The 19518-nt window shown below is 70.9% G+C and carries 17 protein-coding genes; 12 read left to right on the top strand and 5 right to left on the bottom strand.

Translation table 11 applies throughout. From position 1 onward, the window contains the following. Position 1 precedes the first annotated feature (1 nt). The 3 genes from ACFVFQ_RS00300 to ACFVFQ_RS00290 all read left to right on the top strand — a co-directional run bounded on the left by ACFVFQ_RS00300 (position 2) and on the right by ACFVFQ_RS00290 (position 1749). Complete coding sequence (locus ACFVFQ_RS00300) at positions 2-403, top strand: CBS domain-containing protein (protein ID WP_383405973.1); 402 nt, start codon at positions 2-4, stop codon at positions 401-403. A gap of 44 nt (positions 404-447) precedes the next feature. Continuing rightward, a complete protein-coding gene (locus ACFVFQ_RS00295) occupies positions 448-753 on the top strand; it encodes an SCO5918 family protein (protein WP_383405970.1) in 306 nt (101 codons plus the stop codon). A gap of 657 nt (positions 754-1410) precedes the next feature. Continuing rightward, positions 1411-1749 (top strand): MerR family transcriptional regulator, encoded by a 339-nt coding sequence (locus tag ACFVFQ_RS00290; protein WP_383405967.1) that lies wholly within the window; start codon positions 1411-1413, stop codon positions 1747-1749. A 570-nt stretch (positions 1750-2319) separates the two neighbouring features. On the opposite strand, the gene ACFVFQ_RS00285 is transcribed toward ACFVFQ_RS00290, so the two are convergent. Then, positions 2320-3873: a DUF4334 domain-containing protein gene (locus ACFVFQ_RS00285; protein WP_383405964.1), complete on the bottom strand. Its 1554-nt coding sequence runs from the start codon at positions 3871-3873 to the stop codon at positions 2320-2322. A gap of 184 nt (positions 3874-4057) precedes the next feature. Here ACFVFQ_RS00285 and ACFVFQ_RS00280 point away from each other — a divergent pair, with 184 nt between their 5' ends. The 7 genes from ACFVFQ_RS00280 to ACFVFQ_RS00250 all read left to right on the top strand — a co-directional run bounded on the left by ACFVFQ_RS00280 (position 4058) and on the right by ACFVFQ_RS00250 (position 12659). Further along, positions 4058-5623, top strand: a complete 1566-nt coding sequence (locus ACFVFQ_RS00280; protein WP_383405961.1) for a prenyltransferase/squalene oxidase repeat-containing protein — start codon at positions 4058-4060, stop codon at positions 5621-5623. Between the two features lies 1 nt (position 5624). Then, complete coding sequence (locus tag ACFVFQ_RS00275; protein WP_383405958.1) at positions 5625-6998, top strand: cytochrome P450; 1374 nt, start codon at positions 5625-5627, stop codon at positions 6996-6998. 50 nt (positions 6999-7048) lie between these two features. Next, positions 7049-7846, top strand: a complete 798-nt coding sequence (locus tag ACFVFQ_RS00270; protein WP_383405955.1) for an SDR family NAD(P)-dependent oxidoreductase — start codon at positions 7049-7051, stop codon at positions 7844-7846. A 299-nt stretch (positions 7847-8145) separates the two neighbouring features. Then, on the top strand, positions 8146-8883 hold the full coding sequence (locus ACFVFQ_RS00265; protein WP_383405949.1) for an acetoacetate decarboxylase: 738 nt from the start codon (positions 8146-8148) through the stop codon (positions 8881-8883). A gap of 117 nt (positions 8884-9000) precedes the next feature. Further along, complete coding sequence (locus ACFVFQ_RS00260) at positions 9001-10023, top strand: 3-hydroxyacyl-CoA dehydrogenase NAD-binding domain-containing protein (protein ID WP_383405946.1); 1023 nt, start codon at positions 9001-9003, stop codon at positions 10021-10023. A gap of 36 nt (positions 10024-10059) precedes the next feature. Continuing rightward, positions 10060-11547, top strand: coding sequence for a CoA transferase (locus tag ACFVFQ_RS00255; protein WP_383405941.1), 1488 nt, complete (start codon positions 10060-10062; stop codon positions 11545-11547). A gap of 446 nt (positions 11548-11993) precedes the next feature. After that, positions 11994-12659 (top strand): class I SAM-dependent methyltransferase, encoded by a 666-nt coding sequence (locus ACFVFQ_RS00250; RefSeq protein ID WP_383405936.1) that lies wholly within the window; start codon positions 11994-11996, stop codon positions 12657-12659. Between the two features lie 124 nt (positions 12660-12783). Here ACFVFQ_RS00250 and ACFVFQ_RS00245 read toward each other — a convergent pair whose 3' ends face one another. The 4 genes from ACFVFQ_RS00245 to ACFVFQ_RS00230 all read right to left on the bottom strand — a co-directional run bounded on the left by ACFVFQ_RS00245 (position 12784) and on the right by ACFVFQ_RS00230 (position 16347). Then, positions 12784-14076: an ATP-binding protein gene (locus tag ACFVFQ_RS00245; protein ID WP_383405933.1), complete on the bottom strand. Its 1293-nt coding sequence runs from the start codon at positions 14074-14076 to the stop codon at positions 12784-12786. After that, positions 14073-14783 (bottom strand): hypothetical protein, encoded by a 711-nt coding sequence (locus tag ACFVFQ_RS00240; RefSeq protein WP_383405931.1) that lies wholly within the window; start codon positions 14781-14783, stop codon positions 14073-14075. The genes ACFVFQ_RS00245 and ACFVFQ_RS00240 overlap by 4 nt, the downstream gene beginning before the upstream one ends. A 40-nt stretch (positions 14784-14823) precedes the next feature. Beyond that, entirely contained in the window at positions 14824-15441 is a 618-nt protein-coding gene (locus ACFVFQ_RS00235) for a class F sortase (RefSeq protein WP_383405928.1), read from the bottom strand. A gap of 114 nt (positions 15442-15555) precedes the next feature. Further along, a complete protein-coding gene (locus ACFVFQ_RS00230; protein WP_383405925.1) occupies positions 15556-16347 on the bottom strand; it encodes a hypothetical protein in 792 nt (263 codons plus the stop codon). A 627-nt stretch (positions 16348-16974) separates the two neighbouring features. Here ACFVFQ_RS00230 and ACFVFQ_RS00225 point away from each other — a divergent pair. Beyond that, positions 16975-18417: a family 2B encapsulin nanocompartment shell protein gene (locus ACFVFQ_RS00225; RefSeq protein WP_383405922.1), complete on the top strand. Its 1443-nt coding sequence runs from the start codon at positions 16975-16977 to the stop codon at positions 18415-18417. A 29-nt stretch (positions 18418-18446) separates the two neighbouring features. Then, complete coding sequence (locus ACFVFQ_RS00220) at positions 18447-19502, top strand: family 2 encapsulin nanocompartment cargo protein terpene cyclase (RefSeq protein WP_383405919.1); 1056 nt, start codon at positions 18447-18449, stop codon at positions 19500-19502. Positions 19503-19518 lie beyond the last annotated feature (16 nt).

Genomic DNA, 19518 nt, shown 5'->3' with positions numbered 1-19518 from the left:
TTTGACGCTGGTTCAGATGCAGCTCCACCCGACGAACGCCGACACCACCCCCACGGCGGTGGCAGACGCCGCGGAGGAAGCCGGGCCGCGGGTCCGGGACGACATGACGGTCGAGGTCGCCTTGTCCGTCATGGCCAGCGCCCGAGTCGGGCACCTACTCCTCTGCGACGAGGACGACAGGCGTATCGGCCTGATCACCCTGGCCCGGCTCACCGCCGTCCGTGACGGCTCCGGATACACGGACCGGATCCGCCTGCGTGACATCAGCGGAGGCAGCGAACCATTCCCCTCGCCGCCGACCAAGGCCGAGGCCGCGCACCCGCAGGGCTGCGACCGGCCCGGCACCCTGCCCGTGGGTGACGGGCGCCCAAGTGCCCTGGACGTCCTCGGCCTCGCCCGCTGAATCATTGGGTTCACCACCGCCTCCCCCTCTCCTTGTGAGGTCTCATGCGCTGTGTCATTGCCCGCTTCCCGTTCGACCTGACCAAGGCCGGCGTGCTGGAATCGATGAAGGGCGTCAAGCCCGAGCCGGTCACCGGTGAGTCGGTGATCATCGGGCGGCGCCAGTACCCCGTCAAGCAGGTCGGCCAGGTGATCACCCGTCAGGACCGCCGCGACTTCAGTGCCGGCGAAGTCATCCGGGCCATGACCCGACTCGGCTTCACTTGCCGTGCGGTCCCCACGGCCGCGCCCGCGCTCACTCTCAGCCCGCTCCAGCGGGCTTCCGCCATGCTGGGGACCAACGTGGCCTGAGCAACGAGGGCAGGCGCGAGACGACACCAGAACAACAGCGAGGGCCCGACCGGGACGACCGGTCGGGCCCTCGCTGCGTGCCGGACCGTGGCCGTATCGCCGCAGGCCCGGCCTCCTCAGTCATCCATATGCCAGCGGACCGGATTACCTCATCGGCAGACTCCCAAAAAACTATCCTCGCTGGAGTAGACATTGGATCCTCGCCTGGTTAAGGTCTCTGTTGTAACCGAGATCGATACAGGCTCGGCAGACACGAACTGCCGGGGAGCAATGCACGCATCACGGTCCGGTGGTGGAGTTTCGAAGCCAGGAATGTTGCCCGACGGTGACGGGGCTGACCACCGGACCGGGTGGCCCGAGGTGATCAGGGGCCGCCATCAGCAAGAGAGCGAATGAACCAGAGGGAAGAACGGAGGAATCGATCACCATCAGGATCGCCCGGGCGCATGACTGAGCCCGGGTACCGCAGGACATCGATAGGCAGGTGGTCTCCGGTCACGCATCCGCGATCCCCGCACTCCCGTCGACATTCCCGACGGTCATGCGGAAACAGAAGGCCGACGCAGCATCATGGTCGGCAGATGGTGTACTAGTTCCTTCGGGGCCTTGGTGCCGTACGGCGCCAAGGCCCCTCAACGCGTTCCGCAGAGAGGTGAAATGACAGCAAACAAATCGCTGGGCCGTCTCGATGACGACGACTACCCCGCCTACACCATGGGCCGGGCCGCCGAGATGATCGGCGCCACTCCTGGCTTCCTGCGCGCCATCGGCGAGGCACGGCTGATCACGCCCCTGCGCTCAGAGGGTGGACACCGCCGCTACTCCCGCTACCAGCTGCGGATCGCAGCCCGCGCGCGTGAGCTCGTCGATCAGGGCACCCCGATCGAGGCCGCATGCCGGATCGTCATCCTCGAAGACCAGCTCGAAGAGGCCCAACGCATCAACGCCGAGTACCGACGCGCCGCCGAATCCTCCGACCCGACGACCACGGCCTGAGGTGAGCGCCAGTCCAGCCCGGTGGAACCGGCCCCGCCATCCGCGAGCTGGCTGAACCCGCTGCCGATGGTGCGGTCCAGCCGCCGAAGGCGGACCGCGGGACGGCATGGGCCTGATCGCCTTGGATGCGCTCGCTTCGCCCGGGCCGACATGCGCAAGGCATTTCGGACCGCGCTGCCTCAATGGTGCCGTTCGTTGCGCGAGGGTTCACCGTCACCTGCGCCATGGATCCGAGATCGTCTGCGCTGAGAACTTCGCCTGCCAGTGTTGGGCAACCAACGACGACTCCACCTGCCCGGCAGCGGCGACTCACTGGCTTTCATCGACCCTGGGGTGGGCACCAACTCATGGAAATCCGGCGCCACTTCCGCGATGAGTACCGCTGGGCGGTCACGGCCCCTCTGGACCAACCGGTAGGACGCCTCGAAGATAGCTGACGCAACGTCAGTGAAGTCGCCAGCTCGACTCCCCTCGCCGGGCTGCCCGGGCGGAGCAACTTCCGTCCGGGCAGCGCCATTTGGGGAGTTGGGGCGGTGCGTTGCGGGCGGGTCGCCCGTCGGCGTGCGGTGGTTAGGGGGTCGGCGCCTGGACGCGGGTCAGGTGGAAGAAGCAGTCCGCGGGGGCGCCCTTCTTGTCCATCACGCACAGGAGGACGTCGTCGGTGAGCCGGCGGAAGTGGTCGATGATGGGCAGTTGGTCGTAGACCATGGCCGTGGACGGCTTGCCGCGGAAGACCACCTCGTGCAGCGTCGCCAGGCCCATCTCCTCGAAGGAGAACACCGCACCCTGCTCGTCCCGGCACAGCAGGGGCTCCACGTGGTCGGCGTCCACGAACCGCTTGCCGTACCACCGCATCTGCGTCAGCAGCCTGGCGTTCTCGCTGGTCCGCTCGAAGCCGCCGCCCTGCCACGTGCCGATCAGGAGGGCGGTGTCGACCGGTTCGAGTCGGTCGAAGAGTGCGGCCAGTTCCTTGCCGTCGCACTCGCCTCCGGATGCGATGGCGTCCAGGACTTCCTGCTCGCTCAGAGCCTTCTGCTCGCTCAGGACTTCCTGCTCGATGCCCATGGGTGGGGCCTCCTTCGACCGAGGGGTGCGCGGGGTGGGTCGGGTGTCTGTGGTGGTGCCTGGGTTGTTGCTCGGGGGGCTTGGAGTGGTGTCTGTCGCGGGGGTTGGGGTGGTGGTCGGGCCGGCCGGGAGGGGGGAGGGGGCCGGCCCGTCGGGGCGTACGGGGTCGAACCGGTGGTACATGCGCGCGTGCCAGAGGGCCGCCCGCTCCAGCGCCACCGCGGAACCATACCCGGCGGCGGTGAGCGGAGCCAGGACCCGTCGACAGTCGTCGATCGCCGTCTGCGCCCTGGCGTACGCCTCCTGTTCGGTCAGGCCGAGGGCGAGCGCGTCGACCTTTCCCTCGTCCCGTTCGCGGTGGTGTCCGCGCAGGTCGTTGAGGAGGCGGATGGCGATCGCTGCCTGGCGCAGCGCGCCGAGCAGTACGGGGAGGCGGTGTGGCAGATCGGGTTCGTCGAGGAGCGTCCACAGGGCGGTGACCTGCTGTTCGACTCCGATGGTCCGGGCGCCGTGCGTCAAGTAGTCCGCTAGTGGGGGCAGTTGGCCGCCGGTGGCCGCGGTCCGCGTCGCCCGGCGTTCGTGGGCCATGCCGTCCAGGGTCTGATGCATGCTTTCCCGCCAGACGGCGACGAGTTCGGGCCGGCCGTCGCGCTCCAGGCTCGCGACGAGGTCCGCCAGTGCCCGGGCCATGGGGTCGGGACTGGCCGCACCGCTGTCGTGACCTGCGAGGACGCGGTGCCAGGCACGGACCCGGGCGTCGGTGGGGTCCGAGCCGGCGCGGTCCGCCGCCCGCCGGTCGTCCGGTGCGTCCAGGACGTTGTCGATCGCCATCAGCCAGAGCATGAGACGCGAGATCCGGGAGCAGCTTTCGGCCGGTAACCAGGGCGTCATGAAGGCGGTTTGCAGGCTCATCAGGGGGACCAGCGAAGCGCTCACCGGGAGTCCGAACTCTTTGAGCCAGATCTCCAACGGCGGCATGTTCTGTAGTGCGGTGGAGCATGTGTCCGCTATGGAAACGATCTCCAGGGGAGGGTGACTGGCCGGTTGCGAGGTGTCCACGCCGCCAGGCTACGTCCGCAGGTCTGCGGCTCGGGCGACAGGGGACGAGGCAGGACCAGGTGGGACGAGGCGGAGTCGTAGCGGGAGTTGGAGGGGCAGGAAACCGATGTCATCAGGATGTGCGGTACCCGCGATATCGGGGGCACCGAAGTCGCCAAAGAGGGTGGAGGTAGCGGGAGTTCGGGTGTCGTCGGCCCTTTTGGCCGGGGTGCACGGGGCCGTCGAACGCGCCACCGAGTATGCCCTCGCCACTCAGTTGGGCAACGGTTCGTGGTGTGCCGTCCCGGACCCTCGGATCACCGAGACCGCGCTGTGCACGCTGGCCCTGGCGCGATCGCCACACCCGGGCGCCGGCCGGGCCGTCGAACGCGGCAGTGCCTGGCTGGCCGCCGGTCCCGACCCACAGCGCCACCATCCGGTGGCCCATGCCGTGGAGAGCGCGCTGCGGTCCCTGGCGCTGGGCACCGGTGAGCCCGTCGACGTCAGCCATGCCGGCTTCGCGGACCGGGCGTTATCGGCCCGCGCCAGGCTGCTCCAGGCCGTCGCCCTGCACGCCGGCCGGCCGACCCGCGGCGGCGCCGAACCGGCCGCGCTGCGCGCGCAGTTGGCCACGGCGGTGGCGTCCCCGGAACGGCTCAAGCGGTGGACGCAGGTGGAGGTCTGGGCCGCACATGCGCTGGTGGAGAGCCACTTCGGCGACCGGGCGTCCGCCAGGCACGCCGCCCTGGCGATCGCCGACCGGCAGTCCCCCGCGGGTGACTTCTTCGCCAATCCCGTCACCACCGCCCTCGCCGCCCTCGCGCTCCGGGCCGCCGCCCCGGACACGGCGGCGGCCGGGCGCTGCGACGCGTATCTGGTCGACAGTCAACGCCCCGACGGCACCTGGCGCTTCGCCACCAGCGATGTCTGGGACACCGCGCTGACCATGCGGGTCTTTGGCGGTGCGGCGGCCTTCGGCCGCAGTGCGCTGCCGGGCGCCGTCGCGTTCCTGGTCGCGGCGCAGAACGCGGACGGCGGCTGGCCGTACCGCTCCGGCGTGGAGTCCGACAACGACACCACCGCGGCCGCCCTGATCGCCCTGGGCGGCGTGCACGCGGCGGGCCTCGCCCCGGATGCGACGATCCGGGCCGGTCTGCGCCACCTGGCCGGGCAGCAGTTACCCGACGGGCTGTGGCGGACCTGGCAGTCCGCCGGCGACCCTCCGGTGGACGACGTGATCGCCCATGTCGTCACCGCCTTGGACCGCCACGCCGGGCATCGCATACCGCTGGCGGCGGCGCGTGACTGGCTCGCCGAACGCCTGGCGACGCAGGGGCGTTGGCGGGCCGGGTGGTACCGGGGGCTTCCGTACGCCACCGCCGAGGTGTTGCCGGCCCTGGGCGCGGCGGCGCACGAGGGCGGTCATCCGGCCGCCCTGGCGCTGGCTGCGACCCGCAACGCCGACGGCGGTTGGCCCGTCGAGGCGGGTGACCCGAGCACTCCCGCCGCGACCGGACTGGCGCTCGCCGCCCTGGAACGCGGCGGCGTCCACGCGCACGCGTACTGGGCTCAAGGGTTGGAATATCTCGTGAAGTCCCAGCGCAGGGACGGCAGTTGGCCGGGCGTGCCGTTGATGTACGGTCCGCGCCCGCTGCTGACGCACTTCCCCACCCAGAACCACGCACTGACCGCCGACGGCCTCTTCGCCGGGTTGCGCCGCCTCCGGGCCGCCACCGCGCCGGCCGTCGCCCCCGCTCGCGAAGCAGGCTGACATGGGATCGAGCACCGAAGGCACGTCACGACGCCCGGGAGCCCGCACCGTCCCCACCGCCCCCGGCCGTCTGCCGTTGGTGGGGCACGCCCGCGCGCTCCACCATGACGCGTTGGGGTTCCTCTGCCGGCTGCGGCGGCACGGCCCGGTGACGAAGATCTACATCGGGCCGCGACCGGTGCATCTCGTCAACGACCCCGAACACATCAGGGAGTTGCTGACCGTACAGGCCCGTTCCTTCGACAAGGGGGCGATGTTCGACGCGCTGCGCGTTCCGCTCGGCGACGGGCTGATCACCGCCGCCGGCGACCGTCACCTCCGCCATCGCCGGCTGATGCAACCCGCCTTCCACCACGACCGGATCGCGGGCTACGCCCGGGTGATGTCCGAACGGTGCCAGGCACGGGCCGCTGACTGGGAGCCTGGCACCACCCGCGATCTGGTGCCGGAGATCCACCGCCTGACCCTGGACGTCCTGTTGCGCACCCTCTTCGCCAAGCCGCACGATCCCGCGCTGAGCGGGGCCGTCAAGGAGTGGCTGACGGTCAAGTACCACTCGATGCGGCTGGCGTTGTCCCCGCTGCACGCCTGGGCGGAACGCGTTCCGCTGCTGCCTGGCTGGCGGCCGCCGGACGCCGGCCCGTTGCAACGGTTGGTCGACGTTCAGCTCCGGATCATCGATGACTACCGTGCGGACGGCCGGGACCGCGGCGATCTGCTGTCGATGTTGCTGCTCGCGGGCGGCCCGCAGGGCGCGCTCTCCGACCCCGAGGTGACCGACGAACTGATCACCCTCTTCCTGGCCGGCACCGGGACGGTCAGCGCGTCGCTGGCCTGGGCACTGCACGAGATCTCCCGCCGCCCGGACGTCCAACGCCGGATCCACGACGAGTTGGACGGCGTGCTCGACGGACGGCCGCCAGGCTTCGAGGACGTGCCCGAACTCACCTACACACGACGGGTGTTGGCCGAGACGCTCCGCCTGTATCCGCCGTCCTGGCTGCTGATGCGCCGCGCGGTGCGACCGGTCACCCTCGGCGACGTCCGACTGGCCCCCGGCGACGAGGTGTTCTTCAGCCCCTACGCCGTGCACCGCGATCCGCAACTCTACGAGAATCCGCAGGAGTTCGAGCCGGACCGCTGGCCCCCCGAGGCCGCCGCGAAGGCGCCCCGGCACACCTTCCTACCGTTCGGCGCGGGCAGCCGCCTGTGCATCGGCGAGGACTTCGCCTGGACCGAACTGACCCTGGCCGTGGCCGCGTTCACCGCCCACCGCCGTCTGACACCGGCCGCCTCCGACGCCGTCCGGCCCCTGGTCGGCACCGTGCTGCGCCCGGACCGCCTGCCACTGACCGCGCACGCCCGCCCGTCCTGAGTCCCCGGCCCCGCGCCGCCCTCACCCCCTCCCCCAGGCAGGAGCCAGACATGCCAGCATCCGCACGGCCCTTCGACGCCTCGGCCCGGTCCGCGCCGCGGTCCGACCGGCTACGGGATCGGCTCGCGCTGGTCGTCGGCGGCGCCTCGGGGATCGGTGCGGCGTGCGCGGTGCGCCTGGCCGCGGAGGGTGCCGAGGTGGTGGTTGCGGACCTTGACGAGGACGGCGCGGCCCGGGTTGCCGAGCGGATCACCGCGGCCGGTGGCTCGGCCCTGCCACGCCGGATCGACGTCACCGATCCGGACGGCGTCGCCCAAGTCGTCGCGGAGGTCGCCGACCTGCGTGGCGGTCTGCGGATCGCGGTCAACTGCGCGGGCATCAACGGCCCGCTGAGCCCGCTGGCCGAGCTCCCGCCCGCCGACTTCGACGCCGTATTGAAGGTGAACCTCTACGGCGTCTTCCACGCGATGCGCAGCCAGCTCCCCGCGATGGCCGGCGCGGGTGGCGTCATCGTCAACCTCGCCTCCATCGCGGCCCATTCGGGCTTCCGCCGGCACGCCGCCTATGCCGCCGCCAAGCAGGGGGTCCTCGCCCTGACCCGCACCGCGGCCCGGGAGTACGCCGAGCAGGGCATCCGGGTCCTGTCCGTGTCGCCGGGCGTCGTCGACACCCCGATGGTGGCGGCGCTGCCGCCCGGCGCCACCGACGGCCTGCTCGCCGCCGTCCCCCTGGGGCGCACCGCCGGCCCCGCCGAGGTCGCGGCGCTGGTGGCGTTCCTGGTGTCCGACGACGCCTCGTACCTGACGGGCAGCGACCATGTGGTCGACGGCGGCTACCTGGCCAAGTAGCGGCGCGGCGGGCCGAGCACCCCAAATCCCTGTGACGACTCGACTACGGACGGCGCCAACACCCCTTCCGAGCAGGCACGTTGAGCGGTCCATACACTAAGCAATATCGATCATGACGTGTCCATATATTGGACAGACATGCGTCTCTGGGCGTCCACTGGGTCTTGGGCGCTTCGCGAGCGAGCCTGGCGCCCTCCCTCTCGACAATCGAATGCGGGAGAGGCCGGCGCGACCCCTCGGGCGCCCTGAGCCACGGACGTGGGCGGTCCGGCGGCACGCCGCTCTCCCTGGAGGCCAAGATGCAGAAGGAAGACGTCGCGCGGCTGGTCACCACCCCGCTGGACTCCCCCGCCTATGCGCCCACCCGGTACCGCTTCACCCACCGCGAATACCTCAACATCTACTACCGCACCGACCCCGAGGCGCTGCGCCGCCTCGTTCCCGAGCCGCTGACCGTCGCCGAGCCGGTGGTCCGCTTCGAGGTGATGCGGATGCCCGACACCACCGGGCTGGGCGACTACACCGAGGCGGGCCAGCTGATCTCCGTCGAACACGAGGGTGAGCGGGGCGAGTTCAACCTGGCGATGTACGTGGACAGTGTGCCGGCGATCTCCAGCGGGCGCGAGCTCAGCGCGTACCCGAAGAAGTCCGGTGCGCCCCGGCTCTACGTCGACTCCGACACCCTGGTCGGCACCCTCGACTACGGCACCCTGCGGGTGGCCACCGCCACCATGGGCTACAAGCACCACGCCCTGGACCTGGACGCGGCCCGCGCCGAGGTCTGCGCCCCCAACTTCATGCTCAAGACCGTGCCGCACTACGACGGCACGCCCCGCATCTGCGAGTTGGTCCGCACCCGGATCACCGACGTCACCGTCCACAGCGCCTTCACCGGCCCGGCCCGCCTGGAGCTCTTCGGCCACGCGCTGGCCCCGCTCGCGGACCTGCCGGTACGCGAAGTCGTCCGCGCCAGTCACCTCGTCACCGACCTGAGCCTCAACCCCGTCGAGCCGGTCTACGACTACCTCGCCGCCTGAGGGCGCCCGCGGGCCAGTCGGTAGCCGCCCCGCCCGCGTACCTCAGCCAGCCCGGTGCGCCCGCGCCAGGCACATCTGCTTCGAGAAGTTCCAGACATTCGAGAAAGCTGCGCAACCATGACCTCCACCCCTGCGCCCGCCCCGGCCGCCACCCCCGGCCGGGACGGAACTGCCGCGCTGGACTCCTACCGGCGTGCCGCGATCATCGGCGGCGGTGTGATCGGCATTTCCTGGGCCGGTCTCTTCCTCGCCCGCGGCATCGACGTCGTCATCAACGACCCCCGGCCAGACATCGAGGACCTCGTCCGCGCGGGCCTGGACGAGATCACCCCCGCCCTGGCCGCCCTCGGCCTGCCCACCGACCACCTCACCGACGGCCTCCGCTTCGAGGCCGACCTGGCCACCGCCGTCGCGGACGTGGACATCGTCCAGGAGAACGGCCCGGAGCGGTTGGAGCTCAAACAGCAGATCTGGGGGACCATCGAGCGGTCCGCCCCCGCGCACGCACTGCTCGCCACCTCGACCTCCAGCATTCCGGCCACCGCGATCGCCGAGGCGCTGCGGCACCCCGAACGGCTGGTGGTGGGCCATCCGTTCAACCCGCCGCACCTGGTGCCGCTGGTGGAGATCGTGCCCGGTCGGCAGACCTCCCCCGCCGTCGTCGAACGGGCCCGGGCGTTCTACGCCGCGCTGGGCAAGCGGCCGCAGGTGCTGCGCAAGGAGATCCCCGGCTTCGTCGCCAACCGCCTCCAGTCCGCCCTCTTCCGCGAGGCCGTCTCCCTCGTCGCCCAGGGCGTGGTGACCGAGCAAGAGCTCGACGACATCGTCACCGCGTCGATCGGGCTGCGGTGGGCCGTCGGCGGGCCGTTCCGCACCTTCCACCTCGGCGGCGGGCCCGAGGGGCTGCCCCACTTCATCGAGCACCTCGGCCGTGCGATGGCGACCGACATGTGGCCGGCGCTGGGCAACCCCACCTTCGACGACACCACCGTCGCCACCCTCGTCAGCCAGGCACGCGAAGCCTTCGGCGACGACACCGTCGCGCAGCTCGCCGCCGTGCGCGACCGCGCCCAGATCGCCCTCATGCGCGCCCTGGGCGAGACGCCGGACGCCAACTCCGGCTCCGCCGAACGCGCCTGACCCACCATCCGCACACACCCGAGAAACGAAGAGGCCATGTCCCTCACCGAAAAGATCAACCGGGCGATCGCCAACCCCGCCACCGACGACGCGTTCGACGTCCAGGCGGAGACGGCCGAGGTGCTCGCCGGCATCGGGTTGACGCCGCAGGACACCGGCGGCGCGATCACCTTCGAGGGCGCGGACCCGGTGGTGCCCAGCACGCTGCGCCTGGGCGCTGCCTCCGGCATCGCGCTGGTCGCCAAGTCCGCGGCCCTCGCGGCGCTTTGGAAGGACCGCACCGGCCGCGGCCAGGACATTCACATGGACCTGCGGGTGGGCCCGCACCGCCTGTGCCCGTTCTACGAGCAGAAGTGGGAACTCCTCAACGGCTACACCGGCGGCCATCCCTCCATCATCAACATGGCGCTCGCCAACAACTTCTACCGGACCGCCGACGGCCGTTGGATGATGCCCTTCAACATCTACCCCAACATCAAGGTCGCAGCGGAGCGGCTGCTCGGCGTCGGTGACGTCCCCGAGCACGTCGCGGCCGCGATCGCCAAGTGGGACGCCCGCGAGCTGGAGCGGGCCGGTGCCCAGGCCGGCTGCGTCATGCCGATGGTCCGCACCCCCAGCGAGATCCTGACGGAACGTCAATACACCGACGTACTGGCCGACATGCCGCTGGTGGAGATCACCCGGGTCGGCGACAGCGCGCCCGAGCCGCTGCCCGCGGGCGCGAGCGCCCCGCTGGACGGGGTGCGCGCGCTGGGCATGGGCCACATCATCGCCGGCGCCGGCGCCGGCCGCGCGATGGCCCTGCACGGCGCCGATGTGCTCAACCTGTGGCGACCCTACGAGCTGGAGCACGATGTCACCTACCTGACGACCAGCGTCGGCGTCCGCTCCGCGACGATCAGCCCCTACACGCCGGAGGGGCTGGCCCGCATCCACCAACTCCAGTCCGGTGCCGACGTGTTCTACGCCAACCGCCGCCCCGGGTTCCTCGACTCCATCGGCCTGTCCGAGGAAGAGGCCACCGCCCGGCGCCCCGGCCTGGTCTACGCCACCGTCTCGCTCAACGGCCAGACCGGCCCGTGGCGCGACTACCTCGGCTTCGACCAGACCGCCGGCGCGCTCACCGGCCTGCTGCACCTGGAAGGCGACGGCGACGAGCCCGCCCTGCCGCCCATCACGGTCGTCAACGACTACCTCGTCTCGTGGTTCCTGACCGCCGGCATCACCGAGGCCCTGCGGCGCCGCGCCGTCGACGGCGGCAGCTACCGGGTGCACGTCTCGCTCTCCCGCGTCGCCCTGTGGATCCTGTCGATGGGCATCTTCGACAAGTCCTACGCCCAACAGGTGGCCGGCACCGGCGACCGCCACGCCTACCCCGACCCCGAGGTCTTCACCGCGGAGACGCCGCTCGGCCACTACCAGGGCATCACCGACCAGGTGAAGATGTCGGACACCCCCGGCGCCTACCGACAGATCCTGGTGCCTCGCGGCTCGCAGCGCGCGGAGTGGCTGCCGACCGCCTGAGCCACATCCCGACTGGCCGACTGGCCGACTGGCCGACTGGAAAACCCATACCGCCGTGCCCGGCGCCGACTACGGTGCCGGGCACGGCGCGTTCGCGTGCGCTCACGCACCGCACTGCCTCACGGGCGCCTCAGAACGCGCCAAGTCCGCGTAAATCCCCACACCTTGGCAAAGGTCCCCCGAAGCCCGTCCCGGCACCCACGACCTGGCGAAACCCGGCCATGCGCCCACCAGGCGATCTTCCGGTGCGCACCGGACCGCGTGACCGCGGAATGGAGACACCGGCACGCCACCTTCACCACGCCTCCCCGATCACTTTCCAGTTGCTTTACCAGTTCGAGGGCATGCTGATCGGCACGCTGTCGCCCGGTACGGCGTCTAAGCAGGTGTCCTCACTCACACCTCGACAATTTCGCAAGCAACTAGAGAGATGGATGGCTGGCGGCGTGACTGAAGTAACGCTGTTCCTGCGGGAATACGCGAAGAGCCGTCGGGACGTGGGGGCCATCGCCCCCAGCAGCGCCCGGCTCTGCAGGGCCCTCACCCGGTACATGATCCCCAACCCGGGCCGCTCCCGCGCGGTCCTTGAGGTGGGGCCCGGTACCGGGGCGGTGACGCGGTACATCACCGGCTCGCTCGGCGGCCAGGACACCCTGGACCTGATCGAGGCCAACCCGCGCTTCGCCACCCTGTTGCGGCAGACCTATGCCGACGACCCGCGGCTGCGCATCCGGACGGGCCTGATCCAGGAGCACGAGCTCGGCTCCTACGACACCATCGTGTGCGGCCTGCCGTTCGCCAACTTCGATGCGCGGACGACGGAGGACATCTTCGACCGGCTCCTCGGGTCCCTGCGGCCCGGCGGCACGCTGTCCTTCTTCGGCTACGTAGGCGGCGAAACCATGCGCCGGACGCTCGCCGACGGGGACGACCGCGAGCGCACCCTTGCCGGTCTCGGCGTACTGCGCCGCATCCTGCGCCGGCACACCTTCCGCACGGAGACCGTGTTGGGGAACCTGCCGCCGGCCCGGGTCCATCACCTGGCGCCGATCAGCCCGCCGGCGCAGCCCGAGCGGGTGGGCGCCTGCGACTGCGGCAAGCCCTCGTCCTGAGCGCAGAGCAACTCCCGCCCGCAGTACGGCCCGAGCCCGGCCGCTCCTGCCCCGGGCACCGCGCACCGGAACGTGCGGTCGGTGCTCGGGCCGGGCCTCCAACGGCGGGGCGGTGCCCGTCGGTTCAGGCGGTGGGGAGGGCGAGGGTCGCGAGGGCGCCGCCGTCCGGGGCGTTGGCGAAGGTCAGCGTGGCGCCGAGGGTGCGTGCCTGGCCGAGGGCGATGGTCAGGCCCAGGCCGTGTCCGCTGCGGCCGGCGTGGGTGGTGTTGGTGCGGAAGCGTTGGGGGCCGTGTTCCAGGAGGTAGCCGGGATAGCCGCCGCCGTGGTCGCGCACGGTCACGGTCGGGCCATCGACGGTGAGGGCGACCGGGGTGGCGCCGTGCTTGTGGGCGTTGGCGATCAGGTTGCACAGGACGCGTTCCAGGCGGCGGCGGTCGGTCCTGACGAGCGCCTCGCGCAGGACGGTGACCTCGGTCGCCAACCCCGAGGCGAGGACGGCCCGTTGGGCGATCGGGCCGAGCTCACAGGCGTCCAGGTCGGCCCGTTCGGCGTCGGCGTCCAGGCGGGATATTTCCAACAGGTCCTCGGTGAGGCGGCACAGCGCCCGGACGCGGTCCTGGACGAGTTGGGTGGGGCGGGACGGCGGCAGCAGTTCGGCGGCGGCGTGCAGTCCGGTCAGCGGGGTCCGCAGTTCGTGGGCGACGTCCGCGGTGAAGCGCTGTTCGACCTGGAGGCGGTTCTGGAGGGCGGCGGCCATGGTGTCCAGGGCGTTGGAGACGACGGTGACCTCGTCGTGGGAGCGGGCGGGGCATCCGGCGCGCTGGTCGTCGACGCGGGCGTCGAGGTCGCCGGCGCTGATCCGGCGGGCGACGCGGGCGGTGGAGTGCAGCCGGCGGGTGATGCGGGAGACCGCGAAAAAGCCGATGAGCAGGGTCAGCGCGATGGCCAGGGCGGAGGAGCCCATGATGGAGCGGGTCAGGGCGGTGCTGCTGCGTTCCTGGGCGCTGTAGTCGAGCGCGTAGGCGAGCACCCGGGCGTCGGCGGGGCCGGCCGCCCACATGGTGGGTATGCCGTGGTAGGTGCCGAGTTGGGTGCCGCGGCGGCCGCTGAGGGCGATCCGGCGCAGGGGTTCGGGCAGTTCGGCGGGGTCGATGCGGGCGTCCTTGCCGATCGACTCGCCCGCGACATAGGCGTCGGTGGCGCGGGCGAGGCCGGCGAGGGCCTCCTTCTGGGCCTGTTGGACGGTCTGTCGGGTGACCGAGGTGTGCACCAACAGGCCGAGGACCAGGGCCAGTCCGCAGCACATGACGGTGATGAAGAGCGCGAACTTGCCGTAGAGGGTGGCCGTCCAGCCGGGCAGGCCGGGGCGCACCAGCCGCAGCAGGCGGGTGGCGCGGCGCAGCAGGATGCGGATCATGAGCTGCGGTCCGCGGGGGTGGGGTGGATCTTGCGGATCTCCTGGCGGGCCAGTCGCATGCTGTGCAGGGCCGCGTCCCAGGCCCAGACGTAACGGGTCTCGTAGCCGGCGAGTTGGGCCGGGCTGCGCACGATCAGCTCGCGGCCGGCCACCTCGACCGAGAACGGGATGTCGGAGGTGGCGAGGATGCGGATCAGGTGCCCCTCCGGGTCGAGGGTGTAGGCGCGCAGGCCGACGGAGCCCTCGGCCATGTCGAAGCCCACGATCAGGTCGTCGCGGCCGTTGCCGGTCAGGTCGTGGTACTGCGGGGTCCGCAGCGGGCAACCGGCTCCGGGTGCGGTGCAGTCCAGGATCTTGCGGGCGGTGTCGTCGTCCATCCCGTCGGGGCCGCTGTAGGTGTGCGGCCGCGCCGTGATCTCGGCCTTGACGATGTCGAGGGCGGCGAGCGCGTGGATGTTCCCGTCGGGGTGGGCGGGGATGCCGGGGACGCGTTCGCCGGCCTGCGGGCCCGGTTCGACCGGCGGGGTGGTGGCGGCCTTCTGGCCCGGCCACAGCCGCACCGGGGCGGAGGCGGTCGGGGCGGGGCCGGCGCTGTGGGCCTCGCCGGGGGTGCCGCAGCCGGTGAGCAGCCAGGCGGCGCAGGCGGCCAACGCCGCGACGGTCGCGGTCAGGGCCAGGGCACGGGCGATCGGGTGCGTACGGGTCACTTCACTACCGGGCATGTTCGGGCGCGGGGCACACTGCGGCTCACTTCACGAGGTCGGCGTAGAAGATGATGTTGGCGGAGCGGTGGCCGCCGACGATCTCGCCGCCGCAGGTGAGCAGGCGCAGTTCGGCGCGGTCGGTGTCGCCGTAGACCTTCTGGGTCGGGAAGGCGTCCTTCTTGACCTGCTGGCGTTCGCGGATCTTGAAGGTGGCGGTGGAGCCGTCCTCGCGCTGCACCTTGATCTCGTCGCCGACCTTGATGTTCTTGACGTTGCGCATCAGGGCCGGGCCGTTCTTGGTGTCGTAGTGGGCGACGATGACCGAGGCGCCCTTCTCGCCCGGGGTGGGGCTCTTGGTCCACCAGCCGGGCTGCTCGGCCTTGTTCACCGGCGGCACGCCCAACTCCCCGTCGTCGCCCACCTCCAGCGGTACGAACGGTCCGGCGTTCACGCCCGCGGAGGGGATCTGAAGCCGCTTGGGCTTGGCGGGGGCCATCGGCGGTGCGGTCTCCTTGGCCGGTGTGGTCGCGGCGTTCTTGACGTTGACGTCGGGGCCGGGGGCTCCGCCGCTGCCGCAGGCCGTCAGCCCGCCGGCGACGGCGAGGGCGAGCGCGGCACAGGTCGCGATGCGGCCGAGGCGGGGGGCGGGGGTGGGGTTCACGACGACTCCAGGTGCAGGCGGGACGGACGGTGCGGGGAGTGGGCGGGAGGGCGGTGGCCCGCTCCGGTGAGGGAGGAGCGGGCCACCTCAATTCCCGGGCGTTTCCGGGGTGGTTCAGCCGTTGTCGCCGGAGCGACCGGCGACCCGGCGGCGGTGCAGCACGGTGAAGCCGAGGCCCGCGGCGGCCGCGGCGGCACCGCCACCGGCGGCGAGCAGGGTGTGGTCGGCGGGCTCGACGCCTTCGGCGCCGGCCTTGACGCCGCCCTTGGGAATGACTTTGCCCTGGCTGTTCTTCGTGCCGTTGCCGTTCTTGCCCTTGGCGTCCTTGTGGCCGGACTTGTTGTGGTCGGGCTTCTTGTGGTCCTGCTTCTTCCCGCCCTCGACCCAGGAGCTCATCGAGCCGTCGGGCTGGAGCACGAAGTGGGCGCCGTTGTGCTGGCCGTAGGCGGGCTTACCGCCCTTGGTCTCCAACGTGTCGTACTTGACCAGCTTTCCGGTGTCGGGGGCCTTGGCGTACATGTCGGCCTGGAAGTGGTTCTGGCCCAGCTTGTAGACCTTGGCGGTGAAGCCGCCGGCGAGGTTCTGGGTGCGGATCAGCTTCCGCTCCGCCTTCTTGTCCTTGTCCTGGCCGCTCTTGTCCCGGCCGTTCTTGTCCTTGTCCTGGCCGCTCTTGTCCTGGCTGCCCTTGTCCTGGCCGTCCTTCTCCTGACCGCCCTTGTCCTGGTGCTGGGCGTCGTCCTGCTTCTTGCCCTGCTCGGCATTCGGGATCGTCGAGTTCTCGGGCGCCGGATTGTCGGCGAACGCGGCGGCGGCCGGGAGCAGCAGCGCCGAGCCCGCGACGGCGGCTATTGCGGAAGTACGGACGAGGTTGCGGCGACGCATGGTCGTGCGCGGGGAGGAAGTCATCGGGAGTTCCTTTGCAGGTCCGAGTCGGTGGTCATCCGCCCCGGTGGGCGGCGACGTCTCGGAAGTTATTCATCCCACATCACGGCAATCCGTCGGGTTTGTAACAGCGGATCGAAGAAAGGGGCGCGGTAACACAATCAAGACACTTCGCGGGACTTTGGTCCCGCGCCTTCCCGGAATTCCCTGGGCCAAAAGACGGAGAAACCCAAAGGCGACCTATTATTGAACGCGCAACGATTGATAATTAACCTAATTTGCCTGCGGATTACCGTGCCGGGAGCGCGCCGCCCCGGGAGCGCGCCGCCAGGGCTTTGTCGGCGCTCCGTCAGCGAGTCGACAGCCTGCTCGCCGGAGGCGTCGGTCAGGGCGCGTGGCCCGCGCACGGCAGGGGTGCGCACACCGCCTCCCGCGACGTCAACCCGGCGCATATCGCAGACGGGGGCGCGTAGTTGTGCGCTCGCGCGCTGAACGCAACGACTTGGGGTTTATGACTTCCGGATGCGAAGCCGCCCCCCTTCGCGCCGTACCGAGATGATCTCCAGCCTGTTTCGCTGGTAGCTGCGCACGGCCAACTCCCTTACGGCCGGCCTTCTTTGCTCACTTCTGTTTCATGTCCCGGGAGGGAAAGTGCCCGTGCCGGACAACGCCACCGGTTCCGCTACCGACGAGCCCGACCTCGTGCCGCCCGCAGACAGTGCGCTCACCAGCCTCAGTACCCAGGCCGCGCGGCAGCTCGCGACCACCACCAAGTCCGAGCCCCAGATGCAGGGCATCACCTCGCGCTGGCTGCTCAAGTCGCTGCCGTGGGTGGACGTCAAGGGTGGCACCTACCGGGTCAACCGGCGCCTCACGCTCCGGATCGGTCGCGGCCGGGTCCAGTTCGACCACAACGGCGCGGACGACATCAAGGTGATTCCCGAGACCCTCACCGAACTGCCGGTGCTGCGCGGCTACGACGAGCCCGACGTCCTCCGGGAGCTCGCCGGCCGCTTCACCGTCCGGGAGGTCCGCCCCGGGCAGGTGCTCTTCGAGACCGGTCAGCCCGCCACCGAGGCGTACCTGGTCGTCCACGGGCGGTTCACCCGCTACACCGCCGGCAAGTACGGCGGGGAGGAGGTCACCGGCGTCGTCACCGACGGCGACCAGATCGGGGAGGAGGCGCTCGGCCAGGCCGACCCGAAGTGGCGCAGCTCGGTCCGGGCGGAGACCCCGGGCGTGCTCATGGTGCTGCCCTGGGACGTGCTGAGGGAGTTCACCGACCGCGTGCCGTCCCTGGCCGCGCACCTGACGGCCTACGCGGAGCGCCAGCAGCGCCCGATGAACCGCAAGGGCGAGGCGGACGTACCGGTGCAGGCGGGGCACGTCGGCGAGCCGACGCTGCCCGGCGGCTTCGTCGACTACGACCTCGCCCCGCGCGAGTACCCGCTCTCGCTGACCCAGACCGTGCTGCGGGTGCACAGCCGGGTCGCCGACCTCTACAACCACCCGATGGACCAGACCCAGCAGCAACTCCGGCTCACGGTCGAGGAGATCCGCGAGCGCCAGGAGTGGGAGCTGGTCAACAACCGGGAGTTCGGGCTGCTGCACAGCGCCGACTACGGCCAGCGGATCAGCACCTACACCGGTCCGCCCACCCCCGACGACATGGACGAGCTGCTGTCCATGCGCCGCAAGACGAAGCTCTTCCTCGCCCATCCCAAGGCGATCGCGGCCTTCTTCCGGCAGTGCAACAAGCGTGGCCTGGTGCCCGGTTCGGCCAGCGTCGACGGGCACGAGGTGCCCGCCTGGCGGGGCGTCCCGATCTTCCCGTGCGGCAAGATCCCGATCAGCGACGTGCACACCAGCAGCATCATCGCGCTGCGCACCGGCGAGGCGGACCAGGGCGTCGTCGGCCTGCACCAGACCGGTATCCCCGACGAGTTCCAACCCGGCCTGAACGTCCGCTTCATGGGCATCGACGACGCCGCGATCGTCAAGTACCTCGTCACCGCCTACTACTCGATGGCCATCCTCGTGCCCGACGCCGTCGGCATCCTGGAGAACGTCCAGATCGGCCGGAGCGCTGACTGACCGGTGGCAGCACCTAGGGAGCACCAACCATGAGCACGCCCCCCACCGCCGCCGGGTTCTCGCTGCCCGGCCCGCCGAACCTCGTCAGCTCGCTGCGGGCCCGCCGCACCGGGGCGGTCCCCGGGCTGAGGTATCGTCCCGTCGCGCCGGCCGACCCGGAGAAGGCCGCGGAGATCGACCGCAGACTGGAAGCCTGGGCCCGCCAGTTGGACCTCTTCCCGGCCCAATGGTCCGGGGACTTCGCCCAGTTCCAGTGCGGCCGGGCCGTCGTCCTCCAGCACCCCGCCGCGGCCGACCTCGAACGCCTCACCGTAGCGGGCAAGTTCCTGCTGGCCGAGAACATCGTCGACAGCTGTTACTGCGAGGAGGACGAGGGGCGCGGCGCCGTGCGCGACCGTCTGGGCGGCCGGCTGATCCTGGCGCAGTCGGCGCTCGACCCGTTCCACGGCGCCCCCGCGCAGGAGGCGGAGTGGCGCCGGGGCATGCAGGCCGACGGGCCGCTGCGCTCCTACCACGCGGCGATGCAGGACTTCGCGGCCGTCGCCACGCCCAGCCAGACGGACCGTTTCGTCCACGACATGGCCCGGCTGCACCTGGGCTATCTGGCCGAGGCGTCCTGGGCCCAGACCCGGCATCTGCCGCACGTCTGGGAGTACTTGGTGATGCGGCAGTTCAACAACTTCCGCCCCTGCCTGTCCCTGGTCGACGCCATCGACGGCTACGAACTGCCCGAGGCGCTCTACGCCCGCCCGGAGGTCCAGCGGGTCACGGCACTGGCCTGCAACGCCACCACCATCGTCAACGACCTCTACTCCTTCACCAAGGAGCTGGCCAGCGATCCCAGCCACCTGAACCTCCCGCAGGTGGTGGCCGCCAACGACAAACGCGGCCTGAAGGCCGCCTACTTGAAGAGCGTGGAGATCCACAACGAGGTCATGGAGGCGTTCGAGACCGAGTCAGCACCGCTGGCCGCCGGCTCGCCCCTCCTCGCACAGTACGTCCGGGGCCTGTCCGACTGGGTCGCCGGCAATCACGAGTGGCACGCCACCAACACCGATCGCTACCAGCTGCCCGACTACTGGTAGACCGAACAGCGCACCG

The sequence above is a fragment of the Streptomyces sp. NPDC057743 genome (assembly GCF_042798755.1).
Classification (GTDB): Bacteria; Actinomycetota; Actinomycetes; order Streptomycetales; family Streptomycetaceae; genus Streptomyces.
This window is presented reverse-complemented; position numbering and strand designations above follow the sequence as displayed.

Coding starts and splice junctions, on each gene's coding strand:
- ACFVFQ_RS00220 (WP_383405919.1), top strand. CDS start 18,447: ATGAGCACGCCCCCCACCGCCGCCGGGTTCTCGCTGCCCGGCCCGCCG.
- ACFVFQ_RS00245 (WP_383405933.1), bottom strand. CDS start 14,076: ATGATCCGCATCCTGCTGCGCCGCGCCACCCGCCTGCTGCGGCTGGTG.
- ACFVFQ_RS00255 (WP_383405941.1), top strand. CDS start 10,060: ATGTCCCTCACCGAAAAGATCAACCGGGCGATCGCCAACCCCGCCACC.
- ACFVFQ_RS00230 (WP_383405925.1), bottom strand. CDS start 16,347: ATGACTTCCTCCCCGCGCACGACCATGCGTCGCCGCAACCTCGTCCGT.
- ACFVFQ_RS00270 (WP_383405955.1), top strand. CDS start 7,049: ATGCCAGCATCCGCACGGCCCTTCGACGCCTCGGCCCGGTCCGCGCCG.
- ACFVFQ_RS00275 (WP_383405958.1), top strand. CDS start 5,625: ATGGGATCGAGCACCGAAGGCACGTCACGACGCCCGGGAGCCCGCACC.
- ACFVFQ_RS00260 (WP_383405946.1), top strand. CDS start 9,001: ATGACCTCCACCCCTGCGCCCGCCCCGGCCGCCACCCCCGGCCGGGAC.
- ACFVFQ_RS00265 (WP_383405949.1), top strand. CDS start 8,146: ATGCAGAAGGAAGACGTCGCGCGGCTGGTCACCACCCCGCTGGACTCC.
- ACFVFQ_RS00290 (WP_383405967.1), top strand. CDS start 1,411: ATGACAGCAAACAAATCGCTGGGCCGTCTCGATGACGACGACTACCCC.
- ACFVFQ_RS00295 (WP_383405970.1), top strand. CDS start 448: ATGCGCTGTGTCATTGCCCGCTTCCCGTTCGACCTGACCAAGGCCGGC.